Here is a 24557-nt window from a genome sequence, read left to right on the forward strand (position 1 = left end):
TTCTTCCCCCTTAATACACATCACGTTGATAACGTTTTTGTGCTTGTAATTCTTTCACATAATGCGTCGCTTCTTCGCGTGATACTTGTTTTTGTTGTTCAATTACTGTAATAAGTGCTTCATGTACACTGTGCCCTAACGTTTTTTCATCACCACATAAGTAAATGACTGCACCTGCTTCAATCCATTTATATACTTCCTCCGCCTGTTCCAGTAGACGATGTTGGACGTATATCTTTTCTTTTTGATCACGAGAAAAGGCAATGTTTAAGTTTGTTAATACACCTTCTTGTAACCATTTTTGCCATTCTACTTGGTATAAGAAGTCTGTGACGAAATGTTGGTCACCAAAGAACAGCCATGACTTCCCTACAACACCTTGCTCTTCTCGTTCTTGTAAAAATGAACGGAATGGGGCAATGCCTGTTCCTGCACCAATCATAATAATCGGTGTTGCTGGATCTGCTAATTTAAAGTTTGGATTTTGCTTCACGTACACGGCTAGTTGATCGCCAACTTCTACATTCGACGCTATATTACCTGACACAACACCTTCACGGTAACGACCAGCTGTTTCATAAAACACTTTGCCAATTGTTAAATGAACTTCTTCTGGATAAGCAGCATAACTGCTTGAGATAGAATATTCACGGGCTGGGATTTTGCGTAATTGCTCGACAAATTGTTGTGGTGTCCACGTCCATGGTCCAAATTCCTGCACAACATCAATCACATCACGACCGTATACATACGCTTTTAATGCTTCGCGATCTTCTAGTAACTTTGCTAATGCTTCATTTGCAGTAAATGGTACAAATTTACTGAGCAATGTTTTAGATAATGCTGTAATATCTAATTTCTTTAATGCTTCTTGTAGCGCGACTTCATTGCCTTCCAGTGTCACATGTTGTGAACCATCGAATTGTAAGGTTGTTAGTAAAAGAGCTACAAGCTGGTCGTTATTTTCAGGGACAATAGCTAGGACATCCCCTGGCTCGTATAGTAAACCCGAGCCTTCAAGCGAGAGCTCTAAGTGAACCGTTTCTTTATTGGAACCTCGCCCGTTTAAATTAATTTTCTCTAATACTTCTGCCAAAAAAGGCTGATTGCGCGAATACTCCTTACTAACATTACTTATTTGATTAGTAGGTTTTATAGTCGCACTACTACCCGTTGTTGCTAAGACACTATTTACTTGCTCAATCCACTTGTTCGCTGCTGCTTCGTAATCCACATCACAGTCAACACGCGGTACAATGCTCTTTGCACCTAATGCTTTTAAGCGTTCATCAAAGTCAATCCCCGTTTTACAGAAAAACTCATAAGACGTATCACCCAGTGCTAAAACAGAATATTTTAATTGTGGTAGTTGTGGCGCACGCTTGCTATGTAAATACTCATAGAAGCTAATCGCATTATCTGGTGGCTCCCCTTCACCGTGTGTACTCGCTACGATAAATAGATGATCTAATTTCTTTAAATTATTTACTTTGAAATCACTCATCGAAGAAACTGTTACATTATGTTCTTCACTCGCAATCGTGGCAGCTAATTTTTTCGCTAATTGTTGGCTATTCCCCGTTTGCGAACCAAATAAAATCGTAATGTCTTTTGTTTGTACTTGGATCGGTTCCGGTGCTACCTCTTGCCCAACGACTGGTACACTTGTAGCAGTGGCAGCTGATAAATAACCTGTTAACCATGCCTTTTGTTGTTCTGTTAAATTCGGAATGACCTCATTCAACAACTTCACTTGCTGTTCTGTAAATGGACTATTAATTACTTGTAATGTCACGTTTTTCGCCCCTCATTTTCATTATTTCAAACGAATTTTTTCATTTTTTTCAATTTGTACGACATAGTTATCTTGAATTACAAGTGTAATCGTGCCGTACCGCATGGAATCAACCATTTTCTTTACGTTCTCCAATGTGATTTCGACATTCTCTTTACGCGTACTCATAAATACATCTCCCTTTCCCCATTAATTGATGAATACGATCAACAAATACATGTTGCACTTGCTTGTCATAACCAAGGCAGTTACATAATATAATCGCTTGATTTACATGTTGAACCTCTGTAATTTTTGTTTCGATATGCTGCTTTAATAAGCCTGAAAATAAAAGATATGGAATAATAAATGTTTTGCGGTTTTCAGCTAATAGCCGCTGTAATGCCTGTTCAAAAGAGACACCTTTTCCATATAGGTAGCATGTCGCTACTTCATGTAAACCGGCCTTCTTCTTCAATAATGCCGCAATTTCCCCTAAATCTCTTTCCACCGCCGGATCACTACTGCCGCGTCCCACTAGCAAAACATTTGCACCTTTTACCTCTTCATCCATTTCTACTAATCGATGGTGTAATGTTTCCACCAACCGCTCATCAACGCCAAATGCTTCTCCAATTGTAAATTGTATGTGTGGAAAATGCTTTTTTGCCTCAGCTATTTCATTTGGAATATCATGATTTAAATGATTAGCTGTTAATAATAAAATCGGTGCAACAGCAATTTCAGTAGCTCCTTGCCGTACACACTTCGTCACACCTTGCAAAATAGACGGCTGTACTAGCTCAAGAAAACTTACTTGCTGAATCGGTGCATCAATTCTAGGCTTTACTTTCTCAATGAAGCGCAGTGCTTCATCAACCCCCGCTTTGACACGGGTTCCATGTGCAACGTATAAAACAGCTTGCATAGCCTCACCCCTTATACTGAAATTTCTTGACGCAGTTGTTTGTAATACTGCTCTTTTTCAAACCATTGAATTTTCTCACGTACATTTACTACATCCCCGATAATAATCATGCTTGGATTTTCGACTTGTTGATCTTTTGCAATTTGTACAATCGTCTTTAATGTACCGATTACTGTGCGTTGTATATCTGTTGTACCCCAATGAATGAGCGCAACAGGTGTATCGTCTGATTTCCCGTATTGTATAAGTTGCCCGCAAATATAAGGAAGATTCCCAACCCCCATATAAATGGCGAGTGTATCAATACCGATTAAACTTTCCCACTTAATCGAATCCGCTTTCCCTTCACGCATATGTCCTGTGACAATCGCAAAGCTTGAACTATGATCGCGATGCGTTACAGGAATCCCTGCGTAGGCCGGTGCGGCAATGCCTGCTGTAATACCAGGTACAATTTCAAATGGAATATTCGCTTCTGCTAGCACCTCTGCTTCTTCTGCTCCGCGCCCGAATACGAATGGGTCACCACCCTTTAAACGTGTTACCACTTTATCTTTTTTCCCGTGTTGTACGAGCAAACTATGAATACGCTCTTGAATAACGCCATGATATTTCGGCAGCTTTCCGACAAAGATTAATTCTGCACCTTCTTTCGCATATTCAAGTAACTGCTTGTTAATTAAACGGTCATATAAAATGACATCCGCTTCCTGAATAGCACGAAGCCCCTTTACTGTTATTAACTCTGCGTCCCCCGGTCCAGCGCCTACAATATATACTTTTCCCATTGTTATACCCCCTTTTAGGTACTAAAAAAGCAATTTTAATCTAAATACCGTATATGGAAGTACGTAAATCTAGATTAAAATTGCCTCTATTTTTTATAGTCAGCAATCGATTTTGTTTTTGGAATGAATTACATGTTAACAATACTATAAGCATATAATACCTATTAGTCAACTATGTTTTAGAATTTTTAAAAAATTTCTTCCTAAACGATAAAGAAAAGAGCTATATGTATAGGAATGTTCCTACATATAGCTCTTCATCATGTATGTTTATTTCACAACAATGTTGACTAATTTACCCGGAATAACAACGACTTTGACAATCTCTTTTCCAGCGATAAATTCTTGTACTTTTTCATCTGCTAGTGCAGCTGCTTCTAATGTTTCTTTCGAAGCATCTTTTGCTACCTTTACTTTCGCACGTACTTTCCCTAATACTTGTACAACTACTTCTACTTCGTCGTCAACAAGCTTTGACTCATCATAAGTTGGCCATTCTACGTATGAAATTGTACCTTCATGTCCTAAAATTGCCCAAAGCTCCTCTGCGATATGCGGCACGATTGGTGCAATTAACTTCACAAAGCCTTCTGCATACGCTTGTGGAATAACTTGTGCTTTATAGCAATCGTTAATGAATACCATCATTTGTGAAATGGCTGTGTTGAAGCGAATTCCTTCAATATCTTCTGTCACTTTTTTCACAGTTTGATGATATGATTTTTCAAGTGCTTTATCATCTGATACTTGCACTTTGTCCGCTAGTTTACCTTCATCTGTTACGAATAAACGCCAAATACGATCTAAGAAACGACGTGCACCATCTAAGCCATTTGTTGACCAAGCGACAGATGCCTCTAGTGGTCCCATGAACATTTCGTATAGACGAAGCGTATCTGCACCGTGACTTTCTACGATTTCATCAGGGTTTACGACATTGCCTTTTGATTTTGACATTTTTTCGTTACCTTCACCTAGAATCATCCCTTGGTTAAATAACTTTTGGAATGGCTCTTTCGTATGTACGACCCCTAAATCGTACAGTACTTTATGCCAGAAGCGAGCGTATAGTAAGTGAAGAACCGCGTGTTCTGCACCACCGATATAAATATCTACTGGTAACCAACGTTTTAGTAACTCTGGATCTGCTAGTTGCTTATCGTTGTTTGGATCGATGTAGCGTAAGAAGTACCAGCTTGAACCAGCCCATTGCGGCATTGTATTCGTTTCACGACGACCTTTTTTACCTGTCACAGGGTCTACAACATTTACCCACTCTTCAATATTGGCAAGTGGTGATTCACCTGTACCAGAAGGACGGATATTATCTGTTTTTGGTAACTCAAGTGGCAATTCATGTTCAGGTACTGTTGTCATTGTACCATCTTCCCAGTGAATCACTGGAATTGGCTCGCCCCAATAACGTTGACGTGAGAATAACCAGTCACGTAGGCGATACGAAATTTTCTTTTCACCAACGCCGTTTTGTTCTAACCATTCGATTGCTTTTTTAATACCATCTTCTTTATTTAAACCGTTTAAGAAGTCAGAATTAATATGTGAACCGTCACCTGTGAACGCTTCTTTCTCAATGTCGCCACCTTCAAGTACTGCCACGATGTCTAAGCCAAATTCTTTTGCAAATTCATAGTCGCGCTCATCATGTGCAGGAACGGCCATAATCGCACCAGTACCATATGTTGCAAGTACATAGTCAGCAATCCAAATCGGTACTTCTTTCCCGCTAATAGGGTTCACTGCATAAGCCCCTGTGAATACACCTGTTTTTTCTTTCGCTAAATCTGTACGTTCTAAGTCAGACTTCATTTTTACTTTTTCTAAATAGGCTTCAACCGCTTCTTTTTGCTCTGGTGTCGTAATTTCAGCAACTAATTTATGTTCTGGTGCAAGCACACAGTAAGTCGCACCAAATAGCGTATCTGGACGTGTTGTGAACACTTCAAAGTCGTTATCTGTACCAGCCACTGTGAATTTCACTTGTGCCCCTTCAGAACGACCAATCCAGTTACGTTGCATATCTTTAATGGATTCTGGCCAGTCTACTTCTTCTAAATCGTCGATTAAACGATCTGCATATTTTGTAATCGCCAGCATCCATTGCTTCATTGGACGACGCTCTACTGGGTGACTACCGCGCTCTGATTTACCATCGATTACTTCTTCGTTTGCAAGTACTGTACCAAGTGCTGGACACCAGTTGACAGGAATTTCATCCACATAAGCTAAATCCATTTCCACTAATTTAGTGAAAATCCATTGTGTCCATTTGTAGTAACTTGGGTCTGTTGTGTTAATTTCACGATCCCAGTCATAAGAGAAACCAAGTTCTTGAATTTGGCGCTTAAATGTTGCGATATTTTTTGCCGTAAATTCAGCTGGATCATTTCCTGTATCTAGCGCGTATTGCTCTGCTGGCAGACCAAATGCATCCCAGCCCATTGGGTGCAATACATTATAGCCGTTCATACGCTTATAACGAGATAAAATATCTGTTGCTGTGTAACCTTCTGGGTGACCTACGTGAAGACCTGCACCTGATGGATACGGGAACATATCTAATGCATAAAACTTTGGTTTTGACTCTTCATTTTCTGTTTTGAACGTTTTGTTATCTAACCAATATTGCTGCCATTTTTTTTCGATTTGCTGATGATTAAAACTCACAATAATTTCCTCCTCTATAAAGGTTTTACATTCGACTTTTTCTAGTATTCGCTTTACCGTCTATATTTTAAGCTGAATTGGCGAAATATTTCAAAAAATAAAAAAACTCGCCCCATTCCGTAAAAGAAGGGACGAGAGAATTTTAACTCCCGCGGTACCACCCACATTAGTGACACTGCACTCAGCTCAAATTTCTTAACGCGAAAACACGGCTATTCGCTACTCATTTCACGAATGGCAAACTCAGAGGCGAGTTCAGTTTATCCTCATACTAGCTCACACCAACCGCTAGCTCTCTTAAAAGTATCCAAACCTACTATTCCTCATCATAGTCGTTCATAATATTGCATTTATTTTAATGGAAGAATGTAAAAAGCACAAGTGTTTTCTTATGTTGGTTGGATTCCCACCCTTAGGTCATTGCTCTTTTGCGATTCGAACACCGATTCCGATTAATAATATACCTGTCATTTTATTAAAAATACTTTGTACAACAGGTTTCATAAACCATTTTCGAATACCGTTAATCACAAAAATGACAATCCCTAACCAGACAATCGATAAAACAATGAGAATACCTGCTAATAAAATCAATTGCGAATTTACATTAAACTCTGGTTGAATAAATTGCGGCATTAATGTGACATATAATAGTAGGGTTTTCGGGTTTAGTAAATCCGTCGTAATCCCCTGCACCATACAGCTTAAAGAGGCATTTTTATGATGACTTTGTGCAGCCTGTTCTTGCAACATCATATTTTGCGCCTTTGCACGCCATGATTGGATTCCTAAGTACACTAAATACGCTGCCCCTGCATATTTAATAAATAAGAACACAACGATGGACTTTGAAATAATAGTAGCCAAACCTAAAACTGCAAGGGTTGTCCAGACAAAAAGGGCAACGACAATTCCTACCATCGTAAAGAAGCCAGCTTTTTTTCCATGTATCATTGTATTTTTCAACACAAGAAGTGAATCCACTCCCGGCACCATGACAATCATGAGTGCCACTGCTGTAAACATCCAAATCTCCTGCATTCCGTCACTCCTCGTAAAATAATTCTTATAATTATAACTCGAGTTGAATAAAAATTCCAAGAGAGTTTTAATCCTAACAAAAGGAGCAGTACAAATGTCTATTCGAACTTCATACGTTTCAATGGGCGGTCAAATAGTAAACATGGGATAATCGCAACGATCAATACGATTGTTAAAATGACTGCCAGTACTTGCATACCATACAGATCCACCATAAAACCACCAAGTAGCGGACCAATCATACGCCCTATCGTCGTCGCACTATTGACGATACCTTGATAGAACCCTTGTCGCCCTTGAGGTGCCAGTTTATTGGCGATGGCTGGGATAACGGGTGTAAAGAACACTTCACCCAGTGTCAGTACAACCATTGCCGTCACAAACATTTTAAAATCATCCGCATAATACACAAAAACAAAAGATACTGACATGAGTAACAAACCGAATACAAGCTGATTTTTTAATTTGTCTTCCCAATGACGGACAAGCGGACGAATAATTGGTTGTACCGCCACAATGAGCAAACCGTTAATTGTCCACAGTACACTATACTGCGATAAACTCATCCCCAGCTCCTGTGTATAAGAAGAAATGGTCGCACTCCATTGCGTATAAGATAGCCAACATAAAATCAGTGACGTGCTTAAAATTAAAATCGCATAAAGTGGCGCCTTTACATGAACGCCCCCTCCCTCAGCAATAATATTTTTAGGCGCCATACCGTCTATATCAAAACGTCTATACGTTGTAATCACAATCATAAAGAAAATAGAATATGTAGCTAAATTCGTAATAAACACATACTCAAAATTCATATCTGCAATAATCCCTGCCAATGCCGGTCCAATCGCTACTCCTACATTATTCGTTAAAAATAATGTATTAAATGCGCGTCTTCCACCTTCTGACCATGTACTGCCAATTAGTGCATACATCGATGGAAAGATGATCCCTGACGTAAAACCTAAGAAAGTTAAAAACACAACGTATTGTGTGAAGTCATGCCATATTGTGAGTAGTCCTAACACCGCAAGATTCGCAGTTACACCAAAGAAGATTGTTTTAAAACCACCGATACGGTCAAACAAATAGCCCCCAAGTAAATTCCCAAAAACACCAGCCAACGAATTAAGCATTAACACGATGCCCGCCATCGTTAACGTTTTGCCTAAATGATTATGAATATATATGCTGTTTAAAGGCCATAAAAAAGAGCTGCCAACTGTATTAAAAAACATCCCAACAATTAAAAACCATACACGCTTTGGCACAATCCGTCCTCCATTTACTTCGATTCACAAAATATCAGTCTATGCCTGTTTGTTGAAATATACAAGAAGAAATTTTTTCTATTCAAAGCCTCTTTCAAACTATTTTAAAATTACGTTTTATTTTTTATAGCATCTCATAACGAGCAAATTTATAAACATATACTACCAGTTGAGTAACCGTTGATTTCCGCTCCATTCGGCTCGCTTTCCACGGGCATGGCTTCAGCCTCCTCGTCGCTCGTACCTCGCTCCTGCGGGGTCTTCAGCTCATACTTTTCCCGTAGGAGTCTCGCCGATTCCGCTTCAATCAACTGGCAAGTCATTTTTGATCATGTTTTGCGTAAAAATACGCTTCTATAAAGGAACTATTTTGTTAATTAACACACCTCGCTAAAAATAAAGGAAAATTCTCATTTATTACGGTAGAGACTGGGTAATTACACTTGCAAATAGAAAGAAAATGATTTCCTTTATATAGTCGGTTTTTAAAATTTAGAGTTAAAAAAGTAGGCTGATTTAACAAAGGTCGTGCATTCACCTATTTCAAATACTCTTTCTGACTCTAAAAAAAACAAATGCCTTCTATATAGATAAGAGAAATATTTTTCTAGCACATCGAGAAGCATTGACTTTTGCCGTAGCCACAGGAGCCGGAACAGGAGATCCAAACAGGACACGCCTGTTTTAGCTCCTGTGTAGGCTGTGGCAAAGCGCGGAGGCTATGATACAAACCTTTCATTATTTAAATGGTATTTTTAGGATGAATTTTTGCTCATTTAGAGTAACATAATGATTAGCCAATGACTTGTTTTCCTCTACATGTTAGAATAAAGCGTTAGAGGAGTGACATATATGACAGAAACAAATTTCCCCTTCCCATCTGATGGGAAGCGTTATTATACATGGAATCGCTATCTGCGAAATGAGTTCGGTAAAAAAGTTTATAAAGTCGCACTAGATGCTGGCTTTGATTGTCCAAACCGAGATGGTACGGTTGCCTTTGGTGGTTGTACGTTTTGTTCGGCTGCGGGATCTGGTGATTTTGCTGGGAATAAAGTCGATCCAATCCCCGTACAATTCGAAAAAATTAAAGCAAAGATGGAGAACAAGTGGAAAGATGGCTTAACAATGGCTTACTTCCAGGCCTATACAAATACCCATGCACCACTTGAAGTATTAAAGGAAAAATTCGAAGCAGCACTTGCTTGTGAAGGCGTTATGGGATTAAGTATTGCGACACGCCCGGACTGTTTACCAGATGATGTCGTTGAATATTTAGCCGAGTTAAATAAGCGGACGTATCTTTGGGTCGAATTAGGTTTACAAACTGTACACGAAAAGACAGCAAACTTAATTAACCGCGCACATGATTACCAAACATATGTAGAAGGTGTAGAAAAATTACGTAAGCACAATATTCGAATCGTATCACATATTATTAACGGCTTACCGCTGGAAGATTACGAGATGATGATGGAAACGGCACGTGAAGTGGCAAAGCTCGATGTACAAGGAATTAAAATTCACTTACTTCATTTATTAAAAGGCACGCCGCTCGTCAAACAATATGAAAAAGGCATGCTTGAGTTTATGGAGCAAGATGCCTATATTCAGCTAGTAGCTGACCAGTTGGAAGTGCTACCTCCTAATATGATTATTCACCGCATTACGGGGGACGGACCGATTGATTTAATGATTGGACCGATGTGGAGTGTCAATAAATGGGAAGTATTAAATGGAATTGATGCAGAGCTTGCACGTCGCGACTCATGGCAAGGGAAATACTACAAGGCGGACACGGCAAAATGAAACTAGAACGGGTACTTCAATACGCACAAACATTATTAAAGTCGGCGATTCAAGAAGGCGATATTGCTGTAGATGCCACAGCTGGCAATGGACATGACACACTATTTCTAGCGCAACTTGTTGGGGATGATGGCTTTGTCTATGCATTCGATGTACAAAAACAAGCGGTCGATGCCACATTACACCGTCTACTTGACCATGCACTAGAGCACCGTGCACTTGTACTGAATGATGGACATGAAAACGTAGCAAAACACGTGACAAAACCGGTTGCTGGCGCTATTTTCAACCTTGGTTACTTACCTGGAAGTGACCATAACATCATTACGCGTCCAAATACAACGATTCAAGCACTCGAAAGTTTACTAACACTATTAAAGGTTGGCGGCATCATTGTATTAGTCATTTATCACGGGCATGAAGGCGGCAAAGAGGAACGTGATGAGGTCATTCGTTTTGTAAGCAATCTACCTCAAAAATACATCCACGTCCTACGTTATGAATTTTTAAATCAAAAAAACAATCCACCATTTATTATCGCATTAGAAAAAGTAAAAGAATATACAACCGAGAGCTGAGGGACACACCCTTAGCTCTTTTTAGGGACATTTGCTTGTATCAAACACCCACTTCCATTCATCAGAATATTCTAAGTTAGTAGCATTTATGGTATAGTAATTTCATAATTTTTAGAATTCAACAAAAAGTAGGTGTCTTATAATTGATAAATATCTCGTTATTTGTAGTCATGTGTATGTTGTTGATTATTTTGCCTGGACCTGATACGGCGGTGTCTACTAAAAATACGTTAGTCGTGGGGCGAGTTGGTGGGCTAAAAACAATGCTCGGTTCATGCTGTGGCTTACTTATTCATACATTCGCTGCAGTTGTCGGACTATCCGCAATCGTTGTGAAATCAGCTTATTTATTTGCTACTATTAAATACGTAGGGGCGGTTTATTTATGCTATTTGGGGATCAAAACATTGTGGGCGATGAGAAATCTCCAGAAGCAACAGCTGGAGGATTTAGAAGAAAGCAATAAATATACGGGGCACTCATGCTTTAAACAAGGTTTTTTAACCAATGTCACGAATCCAAAGGTGGCCGTATTTTTCTTAACTTTCTTACCTCAATTTGTTGATGGCACAAGCAATACATTCGGTCCATTTTTAATGATGGGACTGATTTATACAGGATTAACCGCTTTATGGTTTGTATTTTACGTCTATTTATTAGATAAAATTAGCGCCTTTATGAAAAAGCCAAAAACAAAAATGGTGATTGAAGGTTTAACTGGTGCTGTATTAGTTGGATTTGGTATAAAGCTCGCATTAGAGAAGTAACAAAGAGGGTCAGAAAGTAACAACTTTCTGATCCTCTTTGCTATTTCTTAAGAAAATCTTCAGAAAGCTTCATCCTATATCTTCAGATTCAGCTTGTACACTTAACTTATTAAAATATAAAGGAATGAGCATATGATTACAGTTCAATCATTACATCATGCATTTATGATTGGCAAAAAGGGTAAGGAAAAAAAGGTAGAAGTATTAAAAGGCATTGATTTTAATGTGGAGCAAGGAGAAATTGTCTCCATTGTCGGAAAAAGCGGCTCTGGGAAGTCGACACTACTGCAAGTCATCGCAGGCTTTTTAAAGCCGAATAATGGCTCTATTCAAATAAACGACATTGAAACCGCCCATTTTACTGAGAAGCAAAGTGCTGCTTTTCGTTTACAGCACTTCGGTTTTATCTTTCAAAATTTCCAGCTGTTACCTGGACAGAATGTGGCGGAAAACATTGAATTACCACTTAAGCTAAAAGGGATTAGCCCTACAATTCGTCAGAAAAAAGTACAGGATATGCTAAAACGAGTCGGCTTAACAGACGTGGCCGATCATTATCCAAATGAGCTCTCTGGTGGACAGCAGCAGCGCGTATCCATTGCACGTGCTATGATTACTGACCCACCGATTGTATTAGCAGATGAACCAACTGGTAGTTTAGATATGCAAACCGAACAAGAAATTTTACAGCTCATGCAACAATTAAACAAAGAAAGCAACGTCACATTCGTCATTATTACCCATGATGAGGAAGTGGCTTCTATCGCCAACCGAATCTTGCGGATGTCGGACGGATTATTAATGGAGGAAATTTAAGATGCTATTTAAAGATCAATTACAATTTGTCTGGCAACATATGAAAAAAAATAAACTACGTGTCACAACAACTGTACTAGCCGCAATGATTGGCTGTGCCTTTTTAATTGTCCTCGCGTCCATCGGCTTTGGTATACAAGATACGATGCGAAATGAATTGTTAAACCAAGAAGAAATTACAGAAATCCAACTTTGGGGTGAAGAAAGCTTATCTGCCAAAGATGAACAATGGATTAATAACTTAGAGCACGTGAATGTCGTACTAAAAAAAGCAGACATTAGTGGCGTTGTACAATCGACGTTTGAGGATCGAACGGGTCATTCGCAAGGGATTATGATCGATATGGATGCACAGGCAAAGCTTCCATCTAACTTAAGTGCTGGCCGACTACCACAAGCGTCGAATGAAATCGTAGTTGGCTATCATTATGCACAAAGCTTATTAAACAAAGCAGATGAAGCAGAGATTGAGCGAAAATCAAAGGAAGCAGAAGCGAACGGAACATGGTATAACGGAGAAGAGGAAGGCTACAAAGGCGATATTTTAGGGAAGGAAGTCGTTTTAACACTGACACTAGACGAGGATGGTACACTTTCTGAGCCAACAACCTTTACTATTGTCGGTATATTAAAAGCACCTTCTTACGAGTGGTACCAAGATACCTCTATTCAATTTGGACAAGATCTTATGACTACATTCCCACAGTTAATGACCTATCCATCTTCAAGGATTTATGTAGATTCTTTAGAACATGTAATGCCTGTGTTAACAAAGTTAAAAGAACAAGGCTATCAAGTATATTCTGTTGTGGAACAATTAGAGGAAATGGATTTATTCTTCTTAATCTTTAAAATTGGTCTTGTGTTCATCGGAACGATTGCCGTATTAATTGCCTCTATCGGTATTTTTAATACGATGACCATGGCTGTCACAGAGCGAACACGTGAAATCGGGGTATTAAAGGCGATTGGTGCCTCACCAGCACTCATTCAACGCTTATTTTTAATGGAAAGTGCATTTATCGGGCTATTAGGAACAAGCTTAGCGATTATTGTATCGTACGCGATTAGTTTTAGTGCTAATGCTATTTTACCACATGTACTAGCCTTTGCTTTATCAGATGCCGATTTAACAAGTTATGATATTACGTTCTCTACCATTCCATTGAGCCTAGTGGTGATTGCCGGTAGCATTAGCCTACTTGTAGCGATTTTATCTGGCTGGCGACCAGCACATAAAGCAACGAAGATCGAAGTAATCCATGCATTACGTCAAGAATTATAAAAAACAAGGATGAGCATCTGCGCTCATCCTTGTTTTCTTCATTCGTAGATTACAATCTCTTCCTTAAACTGCAATGTATTTGGATAATCGTAAAAATATATTTTTACTGGGTTTTTCATTTGTGGTGGATACGTATATTCCACTTCGTTCCATGAACTAGAAAATGATTCCATTTCAAAGCGTTTGCCATTTGCATCTATGGCATGACTAAGACGCACCTCTTTTCCCTCTTCTGTGCCAATCTTGATGAGGCTATCTTGCTTTACTTCAAATGTTACGTTTCCTATTGCTGGCTGCTTTAAAACTTCTTGCTTGATGAAATCTACTTCAATATAATTATCGTCCTTTGGTAACACATTCATATTTTCAATTTCAATTGTAAGTGGACCACTGGCTTCAAGTGCTTTGCTGTCAAATAAATAAGTCACTTCACCGTAAGAAATATCGCCTAAAGCTATTAACCCACCTTCTAATGTATTGAACGGCTTACCTTGCTCATTTAAAACACGTACATTACCAAGGGATAAAATTTGCATTGAGTTGCTATTAGCCGCTGTTATACGAAGACGCGTTGCTGTTGGTGTGACCGTTACATCTTCTACAATCAGCTTTTGTCCCTCATATGAAAGGTTTCGCTTAATGTTGTATATACGCTTTTTCACAACATCATTTTTTATGGTAAATGGGATTTTAAAAGTTGTGTTCTCCTTATCTCCAAATGTCATTTGAAGCTCAAAGTTCTTCTGATTAGGTAAATCCTCACCTTCAACAAATTTATAAATGACATCCTCTACAGATTTTTGCGTCTCCCCATCGACCGACCAACCGTAAGTAACTGTCCCATCTATTCTCTTACCATCCTGTAAAATTGTTACCTGTTTTATAGGAAGTTCTGAAATATCATACGGTGCTTCCAGTGCGTAATGAATTTTCATTCCTGTTTCGTCAGCTATTACCCCTTTTACTGTGAGGGTTAAATGATTTTTAGTTTCTGTAATATGAAGCTCCTCGTAATCGTGTTGTTGATTGTCTGTTATAAATGACACAACGTCCGCGAAACCTGGAACACGCTTTGCGGTATCTGCAACGAGCGGAATATAACGTATAGAAAGGATAAGTGCCAGCGCAACAGTAGCTGTGAGCACTGTATAATAACGCCAATTGTTTGCTCGATGCTTTTCCTGTTGTACTTCTTTGAAGGCTATTTTTCTAGTTTTCGCCAACTGACCTTTTGGTACTTTAATTTGATCTAATTCTTTATTTAGCTTTTCAGCATCAAATGGGGTCATCATCCTCTCCCTCCTTGGCCAAATAGTAGTCGTAGCTTTCGTAGTGCATGATGTACACGTGATTTTACCGTACCTTCAGGGATATTTTGTACGTGTGCAATATCTTTATTTGTCCGCTGCTCCACATACTTTAAATAAATGGCCTGCTGCTCTTGCGCTGGCAACTGTCTAATTAAATCGAGTACTTCAAAATTGGTTTCGTGTATGTAGCTTGATTCGACATCGTGAGATACATAATGGACTTGTTTCTTTTTCATATCGAGGCAAATATTAATTAACACACGTACGAGCCATGTACCTACGTATGCAGGTTCTTTTACTTGATGCATTTTCTTTAGTGCCCGGTACGCTAACTCTTGCATGGCGTCAAGTGCATCATGTTCATTGCGTAAATACGCATAGGCTGTTCGATACAATGTTTCCTCGTATACTTCTAGCAGAGCAAGAATGGCTTGTTGGTCTCCCTTGATGGCACGCTTCGCTATTTCCTCCATAATCCCACCTTCTTTACTTTCTTTATGTATTAGACAGGGCTATTTTATAAATCGTTCAATCTCTTTATGAAAAATTTTATGTTTGTCTATTAATCTATTCAGTTTGTCTATTAATAGGTGAATGTTGTCTATTAACGTGTTCACTTTGTCTATTAACATACACATTTTGTCTATTAATTCCCACAAAATAAAGAGCTGCTTCAAAAGGTTCGAAGCAGCTCTTACTTTATTATTTTTTATTTCGATTTTCCCAGAATGTTGCATTTTTAATGCCTAATTTAATCGGATCAAATACTGGGTCTTTGCCTTCTTTCTTTTGTTTCTCGTAATCTTTTAATGCAACGATCGCTGGTTTCATAATGATTAAGATAGCAATGACGTTAATCCATACCATTAAACCAAGCCCGACATCGCCCATCGCCCACGCTAAGTCCGATGTACGTACGGTACCGTAGAACGCTGTTGCGATAATGACGATTTTCGCAATCCAAATCCCAATTTTTTCTGCCGTACCAGAGAGTAGATAGGCAACGTTTGTTTCTGCGATATAGTAGTACGCCATGATGGTTGTGAAAGCAAAGAAGAATAATGCAATCGCTACGAATGGTGCACCAAAGCCTGGTAACGCTTCATCTACTGCATATTGTGTATACGCTGCACCCTCTTTAATTGTTTGCGCATAAGAAATTTGTGCATCACCTGTATAATCTTCATTACCAAATTCACCTGTGAAAAGTGTTGGGTAAATTTCATATGGCTCATCGTTGACCATATGCACTTCACCATCCACCATTACCGGTATTTTTTCTGCACTTTCATCGTGTACATTGTACATACCTGTAAATAAAATCATAAATGCCGTAGCCGAACAGATTAGTAATGTATCAATATAAACTGATGCCGCCTGTACTAACCCTTGCTTTGCTGGGTGAGATACTTCTGCAGCTGCCGCAGGGTGCGCTCCTGTCCCTTGACCCGCTTCATTGGAATAAATACCACGCTTTACGCCCCAAGCAATGGCAGAACCTATAATACCACCAAATATTTCCTGAGCGCCAAATGCACTTGAGAAAATAAGTGCAATGACACGTGGTACCTCGCCAATATTCATGGCAATAATGACAATCGCCATTAAAATATACGCTAAAGCCATAAACGGTACAATGACTTGTGCTGCATTCGCAATCGATTTAACCCCACCAATAATAATAACCCCAAGTAAAATAGCAATAATTAGACCGATAATCCAATTATCAATTCCGAATGCATTATTCATTGCCCCAGCAATCGCATTTGATTGAACACCAGGCATTAAAACAAGCATTGCTAGTAATGCTGCTACTGCAAAAATAACAGCAAACCACTTTTGCCCCATGCCTTTTTCAATATAGAACGCTGGACCACCACGATATTCTGTTTCTCTCTCTTCTTTGTAGATTTGTGCCAATGTCGACTCTACGTACGCAGTCGCTGCTCCGATAAAAGCAATTGCCCACATCCAGAACACTGCACCTGGGCCACCCATCCCAATGGCTGTGGCAGTACCTGCAATATTACCGGTACCTACGCGACCTGATAGCGCAATAGACATCGCTTGGAAGGAGGAAATTCCTTTTTCCGATTTTTCCCCTTTAAACATGAGAGTGAACATCTCTTTAATATGGCGGACTTGAAGGAATCGAGTAATGATGGAGAAGAAAAGACCGATTAACATGATCCCATAAATAAACCAAGGTCCCCAAAAAATATTGTTCAAAAAGGTAACAATACTTTCCATATAATACCCCCTTTGTTTTGAAATAGTTTATTAGTTTGAAATACACTATATTACAAAAAGAACCGTCATTCAACCAATTTTTTTAAAATTTAAAATAGTTAATCCCGAAATTAAATACAAAAAAACACAATAGGCTCACCCTACTGCGTTTTTATAGTTAATCAATAATATAGCCTAGTGATCGCAGACTATTATGCATAAAGTCTTTTGTTAATAAAAATACTTCTTCCCGTTCAAACTCAAAAAATAAACTACTTAAGCATTCTGGCCACTCTTTGAATTGAAAACTTTTCGAGTTTTGTTGCACAAGCCATTGTTTAGAGGCAGTTGTATCTGTAATTTTATCTCGCCCACCTGTCATGACAAGTAATGGGATCGAAGAAATCTTTACTTCGGGGTCTTTTAACATTTTTAATAACTGTTGAAGCTCACGATACCATTTCACTGTCACAACGGTGTTAAACGGTATTTCATCTTTCATTTCACCATATACTTCAAAATTACGTGTTAATCGATTATGGGTAATCTCATGCGTTAACTTTACACTTGATGTAATAGCACTTAAACTTGATAACGCTTTGGATAGTTTTCCTGGTTCTAATTTTAGTTGCAACCAAGGTGACACCATAATGAGACCTGCACATTCCACTTTATTTCGGTATACAGCACGTGCTGCAATTGTAGCACCCAGCCCATTTCCAATAATAAATACCGGCAAATTATCGGTCTGAGCGACTTCTACTAATTGTTTTGCATATGTGTAGTACTCACTAAAATCTTCATCATGATAGCGATGATTTTTTGTTTGTACACCATGCCCCGGTAAATCTCCCATGACAACGTGAAATCCTGTGCTGCGCAATTTTTCAATCAGCCACGCATACCATGCATAATGCTCATAAGCGCCATGAAAAATAGCAACAACCGCTTTCGGCTGCCCCTCAGCTTCCCATTTCCACATTGGACTTCCTCCTAAAACTCTCGTTCATTATGTTTAAAAAGTGTGAAAGTAACTGCTTCTCCATCATTTTCGCTACCTCCATTGTCTAACCTAATTCGGCACGAATGCTTATCTCACACTTTAACTAGAAAATAGTCATACTTTTTTGCCTTATCAAAAAGTTTGTTTATTTCGTTTCATATATTTGATACGATAATTATATATATTAGCTTGAAATGAGGAGATTGAATATGATTTACCCTTATAAAGATAAAAATCCGAACATAGACCCATCCGCATTTATTGCTGATTATGTGACGATTACTGGTGACGTTACTATCGGAGCAGAAACATCAATTTGGTTTAATACATCGATTCGCGGCGATGTGGCCCCAACTATTATTGGCAATCGTGTAAGCGTCCAAGACTTAAGTTGCTTGCACCAGAGCCCAAACAATCCTTTAATTATTGAAGATGAAGCAACGATTGGCCATCAAGTAACATTACATGGCTGTGTTGTACGTAAGCGCGCATTAATTGGTATGGGTTCAATTATTTTAGATGGCGCTGAAATTGGCGAAGGCGCTTTTATTGGTGCCGGTAGCTTAGTCCCTCCAGGCAAAAAAATCCCACCAAATACATTAGCGATGGGACGTCCTGCGAAAGTCGTGCGTGACATTACGCCTGAAGATCGCGAAGATATGGACCGCATTATTCGCGAATACGTTGAAAAAGGACAGTTCTATAAATCACTTCAAAAATAATGCATTGAACATATAATAAAAGACTAATATATTTCATTTTATCAAAAAAATATTAAATATTCATTAAATAGTGGTCAAATGATTAGATAGTAACATATCCAAATAAAAAATGGGCGTTTTACGGACGCCCATTTCTTTATTGAAGTGTTTTGACTAATTCATTGAAAACACCTTTATATGTGATATTTAGTTCCTCTAAATATTCCACGGTCTTCATTGCTTCTGATGGAGTAATTTTGTCTGCGCTGTCGCTGAATTCATATGTTGACGTAGTTTGTCCCCATAGTTCACCAGTTGTCGGGTTAACCCATCGTTCCCCTAAATCTTCAAGTCCATTTAACATCGAAACAGCGGCTTTTAAATATTTTTCATCATTCGTTATTTTATAAGCCTCAAATAACACATTCATTTTGGAAATAATCTGTTTTAATGAAGCATGTGATTTTTTCACTTCTTTATTTTTCCGAAGGGCCATATAATCTGTAATATAGTAACCATTTCGTGTATGAATCACATTTCCTCTAGCTCTCTGCGCAGCTAAAAAATCAGCATAATCAAGCATGGCACTACTTAATGCCTCATCATGTAGTACATCTTGTGTATCGTATAAAAATTGATGTATCACTTCATTTTCTTGTGCATTTATATAAGGGGCTTGTATATTATACTGTTCCTTTAAAAGACCGCTTGTGTACTCCGTGACAAATGCATCTTGCTTACCCGATTCTTTATACTCTACTAGCTTATTTACTAAAACAACTAGCATATTATAGTAGAAGCGTTCTTCTGTTTCTTGATAGTTCTCTAAAATCGCATCATTCGCCATATTGAATAAGTTTCTACCGTATACATTTTCTAAAGCTGGCTCAGTATCCGTATGTAATTTTGACATCATACCATTTATTGTTAACCATTTTATGGAGCTGTGCTGCTCTGCATTTGATAGCTCTTTATATGCTGTCGCATTACTTTCATTTTCAAAAAGCGGCTCTGCTGAAATCATCATCCAACTTTCTGAAATGTCGTTTTTAGCTGTTGTCTTCATTGAGAAAGGAATGACTAACCCTCCGTCTAATTGCTCGACTTCTCCAAACTGATTTTCTTCTATTAACTGTCGTACTTTCGAAACATTTCCAGTATCATTTTCTTCAGTAATTTTTTTAGATACATAATTATGAGAAAGCAGCATTGATTTCGTTAAATCATTTGCTTTATATAAATTATAGATTCCTTTGACATTGGTTGTCTCATCTACCCCATAAGCTTCATCTGTAGATGTATACGCCTCTGCCATCATATCGAACTTCTCATAGCGGTCTGTTCCTTTAACCGTTAAAGTAACTGGTAAATCCATTTGGTTGCCACGCCCATTGATAAACTCAAAAAACAAAACCTTATCGCCATTATCTATGACTTTCTCGACAATTTTCAACGTCCCCGCTAGAAAAACACCTTGTCTTACTTTATAGATAGAAGTGTGATCAGATGAATGAATTTTTTCTTCCTGAGAAACTGTCACTTCTTTTAATTTAAAACCGTCAATTTCTAATTGAATGGCTGTATTATCGATTTCGATTTGCTGAACCGTTCCATATGTACCACCATAAATGATTGCAGCTACTAAAACAATTGCTGTCGCTAGTATTAAGCCAATTTTTTTTATATTCATAATTCCCTCTCCTTCTATGCTCTCTATTATAAAGGAGAGCTTGGTTCATTACCAACCTTCCCCTGTTTATTTTTTACATGATTAGCTATTTCGGAATAACACTTACAAATTATTGCATCTTTTTATATGAATAGCACTCTTTTCAAGTTAGCATCTACTCCTTAGAAAGAGCCTTTATAGCGTAAGTTATAATATCAAGCGTGTTGATTTCCGCTAAGGCTGACCCGCTTTCCGCAGGCACGGCTTCCACTAAAATAGCACGCTTAGTACCTTCTAGTATTTGTATAATCGCCCCCTCTGAATTTTTCACTTAAATTAAAAATAAGCCGCCACATTTGTGACGGCTTTTACCTTATTCCCTGCAAAGAAATGGTATGGTAATTATAATCCTGCTTTTTCGCGTAACAGCTCTGCTTTGTCTGTTTTTTCCCATGGTACATCTAAATCTGTACGACCGAAATGACCATATGCCGCTGTTTGTTTATAGATTGGACGACGTAAATCAAGCATTTGAATAATGCCTGCTGGACGTAAATCAAATAATTCGCGTACCCATTCTACCATTTTACTTTCTTCTACTTTCCCTGTGCCAAATGTGTCAACTGCGATTGATACTGGACGCGCTACTCCAATTGCGTATGCCAGCTGCACTTCTGCACGATCTGCTAAACCAGCTGCTACAATATTTTTTGCTACATAACGTGCTGCATATGCTGCGGAACGGTCAACTTTTGTTGCATCCTTACCAGAGAATGCACCGCCACCATGACGAGCATAACCACCGTATGTATCCACGATAATTTTACGGCCTGTTAAACCAGCATCCCCTTTTGGTCCGCCAATTACGAAACGACCAGTTGGGTTGATGAAGTATTTTGTATTATCATCAATTAACTCCGCCGGTACAACAGCATGAATCACAAGTTCTTTTACATCTTTTTGGATTTGCTCTAATGTTATATCTTCATCATGTTGTGTAGATAATACAATTGTATCAACACGTACAGGCGTATTGTTTTCATCATATTCTATAGTTACTTGTGTTTTACCATCTGGACGAAGGTATGATAGCTCGCCACATTTACGTACTTCTGTTAAGCGACGTGCTAATTTATGTGCTAAGCTAATCGGCAGCGGCATAAGCTCTGGTGTTTCATTGCATGCATAACCAAACATTAAACCTTGGTCACCAGCACCAATTGCTTCAAGTTCTTCGTCAGACATTGAACCTTCACGTGCTTCAAGCGCTTGGTCCACACCTTGTGCAATGTCAGGTGATTGTTCGCCAATTGCAACTAATACAGCTAAATTTTCAGCATCGAAACCGTACTTACCGCGTGTGTAACCAATTTCTGCTACTGTATCGCGCACAATACCTTTAATATCAACATACGTTGAAGTTGTAATCTCACCAGATACTAATACAAGTCCTGTTGTGACAGTCGTTTCACACGCTACACGTGCATTAGGATCTGCGGCTAAAATCGCATCTAAGATAGCATCTGAGATTTGGTCACAGATTTTATCTGGATGCCCTTCTGTTACACTTTCTGATGTAAACAGTCGACGGTTTGTCATTTGTTTTCCTCCTAAAATTGCCCTGCGCAAAGACGCAATATTGATACGGTACTCATTACCCATGTAAGTCTATCCGTACGGATTGAAACTCAAGCCCGTTGCTAACTTTTACACGAGGATTTAGAAAAGCATTATAATAATGAAAAAATTCCAAATGCTGAATTTTTTCTTATAAAAACAAAAAACCCTTTCACTCATTCATCGAGCGAAAGGAATTAACTTTTCGTTACCTTTCACTCTTATCGTTCAAGGAATATGTCCTTGCATCAGGTTGGCACCAACACGTTACGTTTATACGTATTGCAGGTTGCCGGGCTTCATCGGGCCTTGACCCTCCACCAACTCGGGATAAGAGTATCCGTTCAATTTCCCATATTACGAAATTTGTTTTATTATGTCAAACGTTTTATAATCGTTTTAAGAATTATAAAAAATTCACAAAATAAATTAAGAATTAGTATAGATTATTAAAAGCAATGTGTTATACTATTTTTGAATTAAGAATAAACTGCCCTTATCTAAGGGAACTATATAAAAAAGGATGGTATTTAATCGATGAATTCAGTAGAAATCAACAACGAACTGAAGGATTTATTAAGCGGGACAAATGTACAAGTACAACTTTCTGTACCACAATTAGTTGAAAAAGCAACTTCACGCGGTGAAGCTACATTAACAGTTGACGGCGCATTACGTGCTGAAACTGGTAAATATACAGGTCGTTCACCTAAAGATAAGTATATGGTCGAAGAAGAAGGTTCAAAGGACAAAATTGATTGGGGCAAAGTAAACCAACCGATTTCAGCTGAAATTTTCGATAACCTATACGTAAAAGTGGTTAACTACTTAAAAGAGAAAGACGAGTTATTCGTATTCAAAGGATTTGCAGGAGCTGACAAAGACTCTCAGCTATCAATTCAAGTTGTAAACGAGTATGCTTGGCATAATCTTTTCTGTCATCAATTATTCATCCGTCCAACAGCTGAAGAATTAGCTGCTCATGTAGCTGATTTCACAATCGTTTCAGCTCCATCTTTCAAAGCTGATCCTGCTGTTGATGGTACACAATCTGAGACTTTCATCATTACGTCAATGGAAAAGAAAATCATTTTAATCGGTGGTACTGAATATGCTGGTGAAATGAAAAAATCCATCTTCGGTATTATGAACTACTTATTACCAGAGCAAGGTATCTTCCCAATGCACTGTTCTGCAAACGTTGGTGAAGCTGGTGACGTAGCATTATTCTTCGGCTTATCTGGTACTGGTAAAACAACTTTATCAGCTGACGCTGACCGCAAATTAATCGGTGACGATGAGCACGGTTGGTCTGACAATGGTGTATTCAACATCGAAGGCGGATGTTACGCAAAAACAATTAACCTTTCTGCTGAAAAAGAGCCAGAAATTTACAATGCTATTAAATTTGGTGCTGTTTTAGAAAACGTAGTAGTTGATGCAGAAACACGTGTATGTGACTACGATGATGGCTCATTAACTGAAAACACTCGTGTAGCGTATCCAATCGACTACATTGAAAATATCGTAACACCATCTGTTGCAGGTCACCCAAAAACAATCGTATTCTTAACTGCGGATGCTTTCGGTGTGTTACCTCCAATCTCTAAATTAACAAAAGAGCAAGCAATGTATCACTTCTTAAGTGGTTTCACTTCAAAATTAGCTGGTACAGAGCGTGGCGTAACAGAGCCAGAACCAGTATTCTCTACGTGCTTCGGTTCTCCATTCTTACCACTTCCAGCAACAGTGTATGCTGATCAACTAGGGAAGAAAATTGACGAGCACGGTTCACAAGTATTCTTAGTAAACACTGGCTGGACTGGTGGCGAGTACGGCGTAGGTTCTCGTATGAAACTTTCTTACACACGTGCAATGGTTCGCGCGGCTATCGAAGGAAAATTAAACGATGCGGAAACAATTCAAGATGGCGTATTCGGATTAAACATCCCTGTAGCTGTTGAAGGCGTTCCAACAGAAGTATTAAACCCACGTGATGCTTGGGCTGACAAAGCTGCATACGATAAAAAAGCAGCTGAGCTTGCTGAGTTATTTAGCAATAACTTTAAAAAATTCACAAATGTTGATGAAGCAATCGTGAAAAAAGGCGGCCCATTAGTTTAATGTTTTATTGGAAATGACATAACGTTTTTTTAAACTTTATATCATAGATACGGCTATGCGATTTTGCATAGCCGTTTTTTATTTAGGTTCTATAATAAATGTTGGGGTTTTCATACAATTTATGAAAAATAAAATGCACAACATCACCTGTTTTACTATACT

Annotated in this window: 20 protein-coding genes, 1 riboswitch and 1 other annotated feature; of the genes, 7 read left to right on the forward strand and 13 right to left on the reverse strand. The window is 38.6% G+C overall.

What is annotated here, in order from left to right; all coding sequences use genetic code 11:
• Positions 1-10: 10 nt before the first annotated feature.
• The 7 genes from AC3II9_RS12435 to AC3II9_RS12465 form a co-directional block, all read right to left on the reverse strand.
• On the reverse strand, positions 11-1795 hold the full coding sequence (locus AC3II9_RS12435) for an assimilatory sulfite reductase (NADPH) flavoprotein subunit (protein WP_489155873.1): 1785 nt from the start codon (positions 1793-1795) through the stop codon (positions 11-13).
• 21 nt (positions 1796-1816) lie between these two features.
• Positions 1817-1963, reverse strand: coding sequence for a YezD family protein (locus AC3II9_RS12440; protein ID WP_391368447.1), 147 nt, complete (start codon positions 1961-1963; stop codon positions 1817-1819).
• Positions 1950-2702: a sirohydrochlorin chelatase gene (locus AC3II9_RS12445; protein ID WP_489155875.1), complete on the reverse strand. Its 753-nt coding sequence runs from the start codon at positions 2700-2702 to the stop codon at positions 1950-1952. The genes AC3II9_RS12440 and AC3II9_RS12445 overlap by 14 nt, the downstream gene beginning before the upstream one ends.
• Positions 2703-2713: 11 nt before the next feature.
• Positions 2714-3490 carry a uroporphyrinogen-III C-methyltransferase gene (gene cobA, locus AC3II9_RS12450; RefSeq protein WP_489155877.1) on the reverse strand — a complete coding sequence of 259 codons (777 nt, stop codon included), beginning with the start codon at positions 3488-3490 and terminating at the stop codon, positions 2714-2716.
• A gap of 270 nt (positions 3491-3760) precedes the next feature.
• A complete protein-coding gene (gene leuS, locus AC3II9_RS12455) occupies positions 3761-6175 on the reverse strand; it encodes a leucine--tRNA ligase (protein ID WP_489155879.1) in 2415 nt (804 codons plus the stop codon).
• 124 nt (positions 6176-6299) lie between these two features.
• Positions 6300-6514, reverse strand: a binding site (T-box leader).
• Positions 6515-6592: 78 nt separating this feature from the next.
• Complete coding sequence (locus tag AC3II9_RS12460; protein ID WP_489155881.1) at positions 6593-7216, reverse strand: LysE family translocator; 624 nt, start codon at positions 7214-7216, stop codon at positions 6593-6595.
• A 98-nt stretch (positions 7217-7314) separates the two neighbouring features.
• Positions 7315-8487 (reverse strand): MDR family MFS transporter, encoded by a 1173-nt coding sequence (locus tag AC3II9_RS12465; RefSeq protein WP_489155883.1) that lies wholly within the window; start codon positions 8485-8487, stop codon positions 7315-7317.
• Positions 8488-9339: 852 nt separating this feature from the next.
• On the opposite strand from AC3II9_RS12465, the gene mnmL reads away from it, so the two are divergent.
• The 5 genes from mnmL (at position 9340) to AC3II9_RS12490 (ending at position 13742) form a co-directional block, all read left to right on the forward strand.
• On the forward strand, positions 9340-10296 hold the full coding sequence (gene mnmL / locus AC3II9_RS12470) for a tRNA modification radical SAM protein MnmL/YtqA (protein WP_489155885.1): 957 nt from the start codon (positions 9340-9342) through the stop codon (positions 10294-10296).
• Positions 10293-10874 (forward strand): tRNA 5-(aminomethyl)-2-thiouridylate-methyltransferase MnmM, encoded by a 582-nt coding sequence (gene mnmM / locus AC3II9_RS12475; RefSeq protein ID WP_489155887.1) that lies wholly within the window; start codon positions 10293-10295, stop codon positions 10872-10874. The genes mnmL and mnmM overlap by 4 nt, the downstream gene beginning before the upstream one ends.
• Positions 10875-11044: 170 nt before the next feature.
• Positions 11045-11641 (forward strand): LysE family translocator, encoded by a 597-nt coding sequence (locus tag AC3II9_RS12480; RefSeq protein ID WP_489155908.1) that lies wholly within the window; start codon positions 11045-11047, stop codon positions 11639-11641.
• Positions 11642-11773: 132 nt separating this feature from the next.
• Complete coding sequence (locus tag AC3II9_RS12485; protein ID WP_489155889.1) at positions 11774-12457, forward strand: ABC transporter ATP-binding protein; 684 nt, start codon at positions 11774-11776, stop codon at positions 12455-12457.
• A 1-nt stretch (position 12458) separates the two neighbouring features.
• Positions 12459-13742 carry an ABC transporter permease gene (locus AC3II9_RS12490; protein ID WP_489155890.1) on the forward strand — a complete coding sequence of 428 codons (1284 nt, stop codon included), beginning with the start codon at positions 12459-12461 and terminating at the stop codon, positions 13740-13742.
• A 38-nt stretch (positions 13743-13780) separates the two neighbouring features.
• Here the strand turns inward: AC3II9_RS12490 and AC3II9_RS12495 are convergent, their stop codons facing one another.
• The 4 genes from AC3II9_RS12495 to AC3II9_RS12510 all read right to left on the reverse strand — a co-directional run bounded on the left by AC3II9_RS12495 (position 13781) and on the right by AC3II9_RS12510 (position 18263).
• Complete coding sequence (locus tag AC3II9_RS12495; protein ID WP_489155892.1) at positions 13781-15034, reverse strand: DUF4179 domain-containing protein; 1254 nt, start codon at positions 15032-15034, stop codon at positions 13781-13783.
• On the reverse strand, positions 15031-15525 hold the full coding sequence (locus tag AC3II9_RS12500; protein WP_489155893.1) for a sigma-70 family RNA polymerase sigma factor: 495 nt from the start codon (positions 15523-15525) through the stop codon (positions 15031-15033). The genes AC3II9_RS12495 and AC3II9_RS12500 overlap by 4 nt, the downstream gene beginning before the upstream one ends.
• Positions 15526-15754: 229 nt before the next feature.
• Positions 15755-17302: an alanine/glycine:cation symporter family protein gene (locus AC3II9_RS12505; protein ID WP_489155895.1), complete on the reverse strand. Its 1548-nt coding sequence runs from the start codon at positions 17300-17302 to the stop codon at positions 15755-15757.
• Positions 17303-17459: 157 nt separating this feature from the next.
• Positions 17460-18263, reverse strand: a complete 804-nt coding sequence (locus AC3II9_RS12510) for an alpha/beta fold hydrolase (RefSeq protein WP_489155897.1) — start codon at positions 18261-18263, stop codon at positions 17460-17462.
• 230 nt (positions 18264-18493) lie between these two features.
• Here AC3II9_RS12510 and AC3II9_RS12515 point away from each other — a divergent pair, with 230 nt between their 5' ends.
• Positions 18494-19006 carry a gamma carbonic anhydrase gene (locus tag AC3II9_RS12515; protein ID WP_431027608.1) on the forward strand — a complete coding sequence of 171 codons (513 nt, stop codon included), beginning with the start codon at positions 18494-18496 and terminating at the stop codon, positions 19004-19006.
• Between the two features lie 136 nt (positions 19007-19142).
• Here AC3II9_RS12515 and AC3II9_RS12520 read toward each other — a convergent pair whose 3' ends face one another.
• Both AC3II9_RS12520 and metK read right to left on the reverse strand, forming a co-directional pair.
• Positions 19143-20675 (reverse strand): hypothetical protein, encoded by a 1533-nt coding sequence (locus AC3II9_RS12520; RefSeq protein WP_489155898.1) that lies wholly within the window; start codon positions 20673-20675, stop codon positions 19143-19145.
• A 381-nt stretch (positions 20676-21056) separates the two neighbouring features.
• Positions 21057-22253: a methionine adenosyltransferase gene (gene metK, locus AC3II9_RS12525; RefSeq protein WP_489155900.1), complete on the reverse strand. Its 1197-nt coding sequence runs from the start codon at positions 22251-22253 to the stop codon at positions 21057-21059.
• Positions 22254-22489: 236 nt separating this feature from the next.
• Positions 22490-22608: riboswitch (SAM riboswitch) on the reverse strand.
• Positions 22609-22808: 200 nt separating this feature from the next.
• Between metK and pckA the strand changes: the two genes are divergently transcribed.
• Positions 22809-24395, forward strand: a complete 1587-nt coding sequence (gene pckA / locus AC3II9_RS12530; RefSeq protein WP_489155902.1) for a phosphoenolpyruvate carboxykinase (ATP) — start codon at positions 22809-22811, stop codon at positions 24393-24395.
• Positions 24396-24557 lie beyond the last annotated feature (162 nt).

It is taken from the genome of Lysinibacillus sp. RU7 (genome assembly GCF_057837305.1).

What these genes read in the sequence shown, in the direction of transcription:
- AC3II9_RS12520 (WP_489155898.1), bottom strand. Translation starts at nt 20,675, where the DNA reads ATGAATATAAAAAAAATTGGCTTAATACTAGCGACAGCAATTGTTTTA.
- metK (WP_489155900.1), bottom strand. Translation starts at nt 22,253, where the DNA reads ATGACAAACCGTCGACTGTTTACATCAGAAAGTGTAACAGAAGGGCAT.
- AC3II9_RS12500 (WP_489155893.1), bottom strand. Translation starts at nt 15,525, where the DNA reads ATGGAGGAAATAGCGAAGCGTGCCATCAAGGGAGACCAACAAGCCATT.
- AC3II9_RS12480 (WP_489155908.1), top strand. Translation starts at nt 11,045, where the DNA reads ATGTGTATGTTGTTGATTATTTTGCCTGGACCTGATACGGCGGTGTCT.
- AC3II9_RS12460 (WP_489155881.1), bottom strand. Translation starts at nt 7,216, where the DNA reads ATGCAGGAGATTTGGATGTTTACAGCAGTGGCACTCATGATTGTCATG.
- mnmL (WP_489155885.1), top strand. Translation starts at nt 9,340, where the DNA reads ATGACAGAAACAAATTTCCCCTTCCCATCTGATGGGAAGCGTTATTAT.
- AC3II9_RS12495 (WP_489155892.1), bottom strand. Translation starts at nt 15,034, where the DNA reads ATGATGACCCCATTTGATGCTGAAAAGCTAAATAAAGAATTAGATCAA.
- cobA (WP_489155877.1), bottom strand. Translation starts at nt 3,490, where the DNA reads ATGGGAAAAGTATATATTGTAGGCGCTGGACCGGGGGACGCAGAGTTA.
- AC3II9_RS12485 (WP_489155889.1), top strand. Translation starts at nt 11,774, where the DNA reads ATGATTACAGTTCAATCATTACATCATGCATTTATGATTGGCAAAAAG.
- AC3II9_RS12515 (WP_431027608.1), top strand. Translation starts at nt 18,494, where the DNA reads ATGATTTACCCTTATAAAGATAAAAATCCGAACATAGACCCATCCGCA.
- AC3II9_RS12440 (WP_391368447.1), bottom strand. Translation starts at nt 1,963, where the DNA reads ATGAGTACGCGTAAAGAGAATGTCGAAATCACATTGGAGAACGTAAAG.
- AC3II9_RS12445 (WP_489155875.1), bottom strand. Translation starts at nt 2,702, where the DNA reads ATGCAAGCTGTTTTATACGTTGCACATGGAACCCGTGTCAAAGCGGGG.
- AC3II9_RS12505 (WP_489155895.1), bottom strand. Translation starts at nt 17,302, where the DNA reads ATGGAAAGTATTGTTACCTTTTTGAACAATATTTTTTGGGGACCTTGG.
- AC3II9_RS12510 (WP_489155897.1), bottom strand. Translation starts at nt 18,263, where the DNA reads ATGTGGAAATGGGAAGCTGAGGGGCAGCCGAAAGCGGTTGTTGCTATT.
- pckA (WP_489155902.1), top strand. Translation starts at nt 22,809, where the DNA reads ATGAATTCAGTAGAAATCAACAACGAACTGAAGGATTTATTAAGCGGG.
- mnmM (WP_489155887.1), top strand. Translation starts at nt 10,293, where the DNA reads ATGAAACTAGAACGGGTACTTCAATACGCACAAACATTATTAAAGTCG.
- AC3II9_RS12490 (WP_489155890.1), top strand. Translation starts at nt 12,459, where the DNA reads ATGCTATTTAAAGATCAATTACAATTTGTCTGGCAACATATGAAAAAA.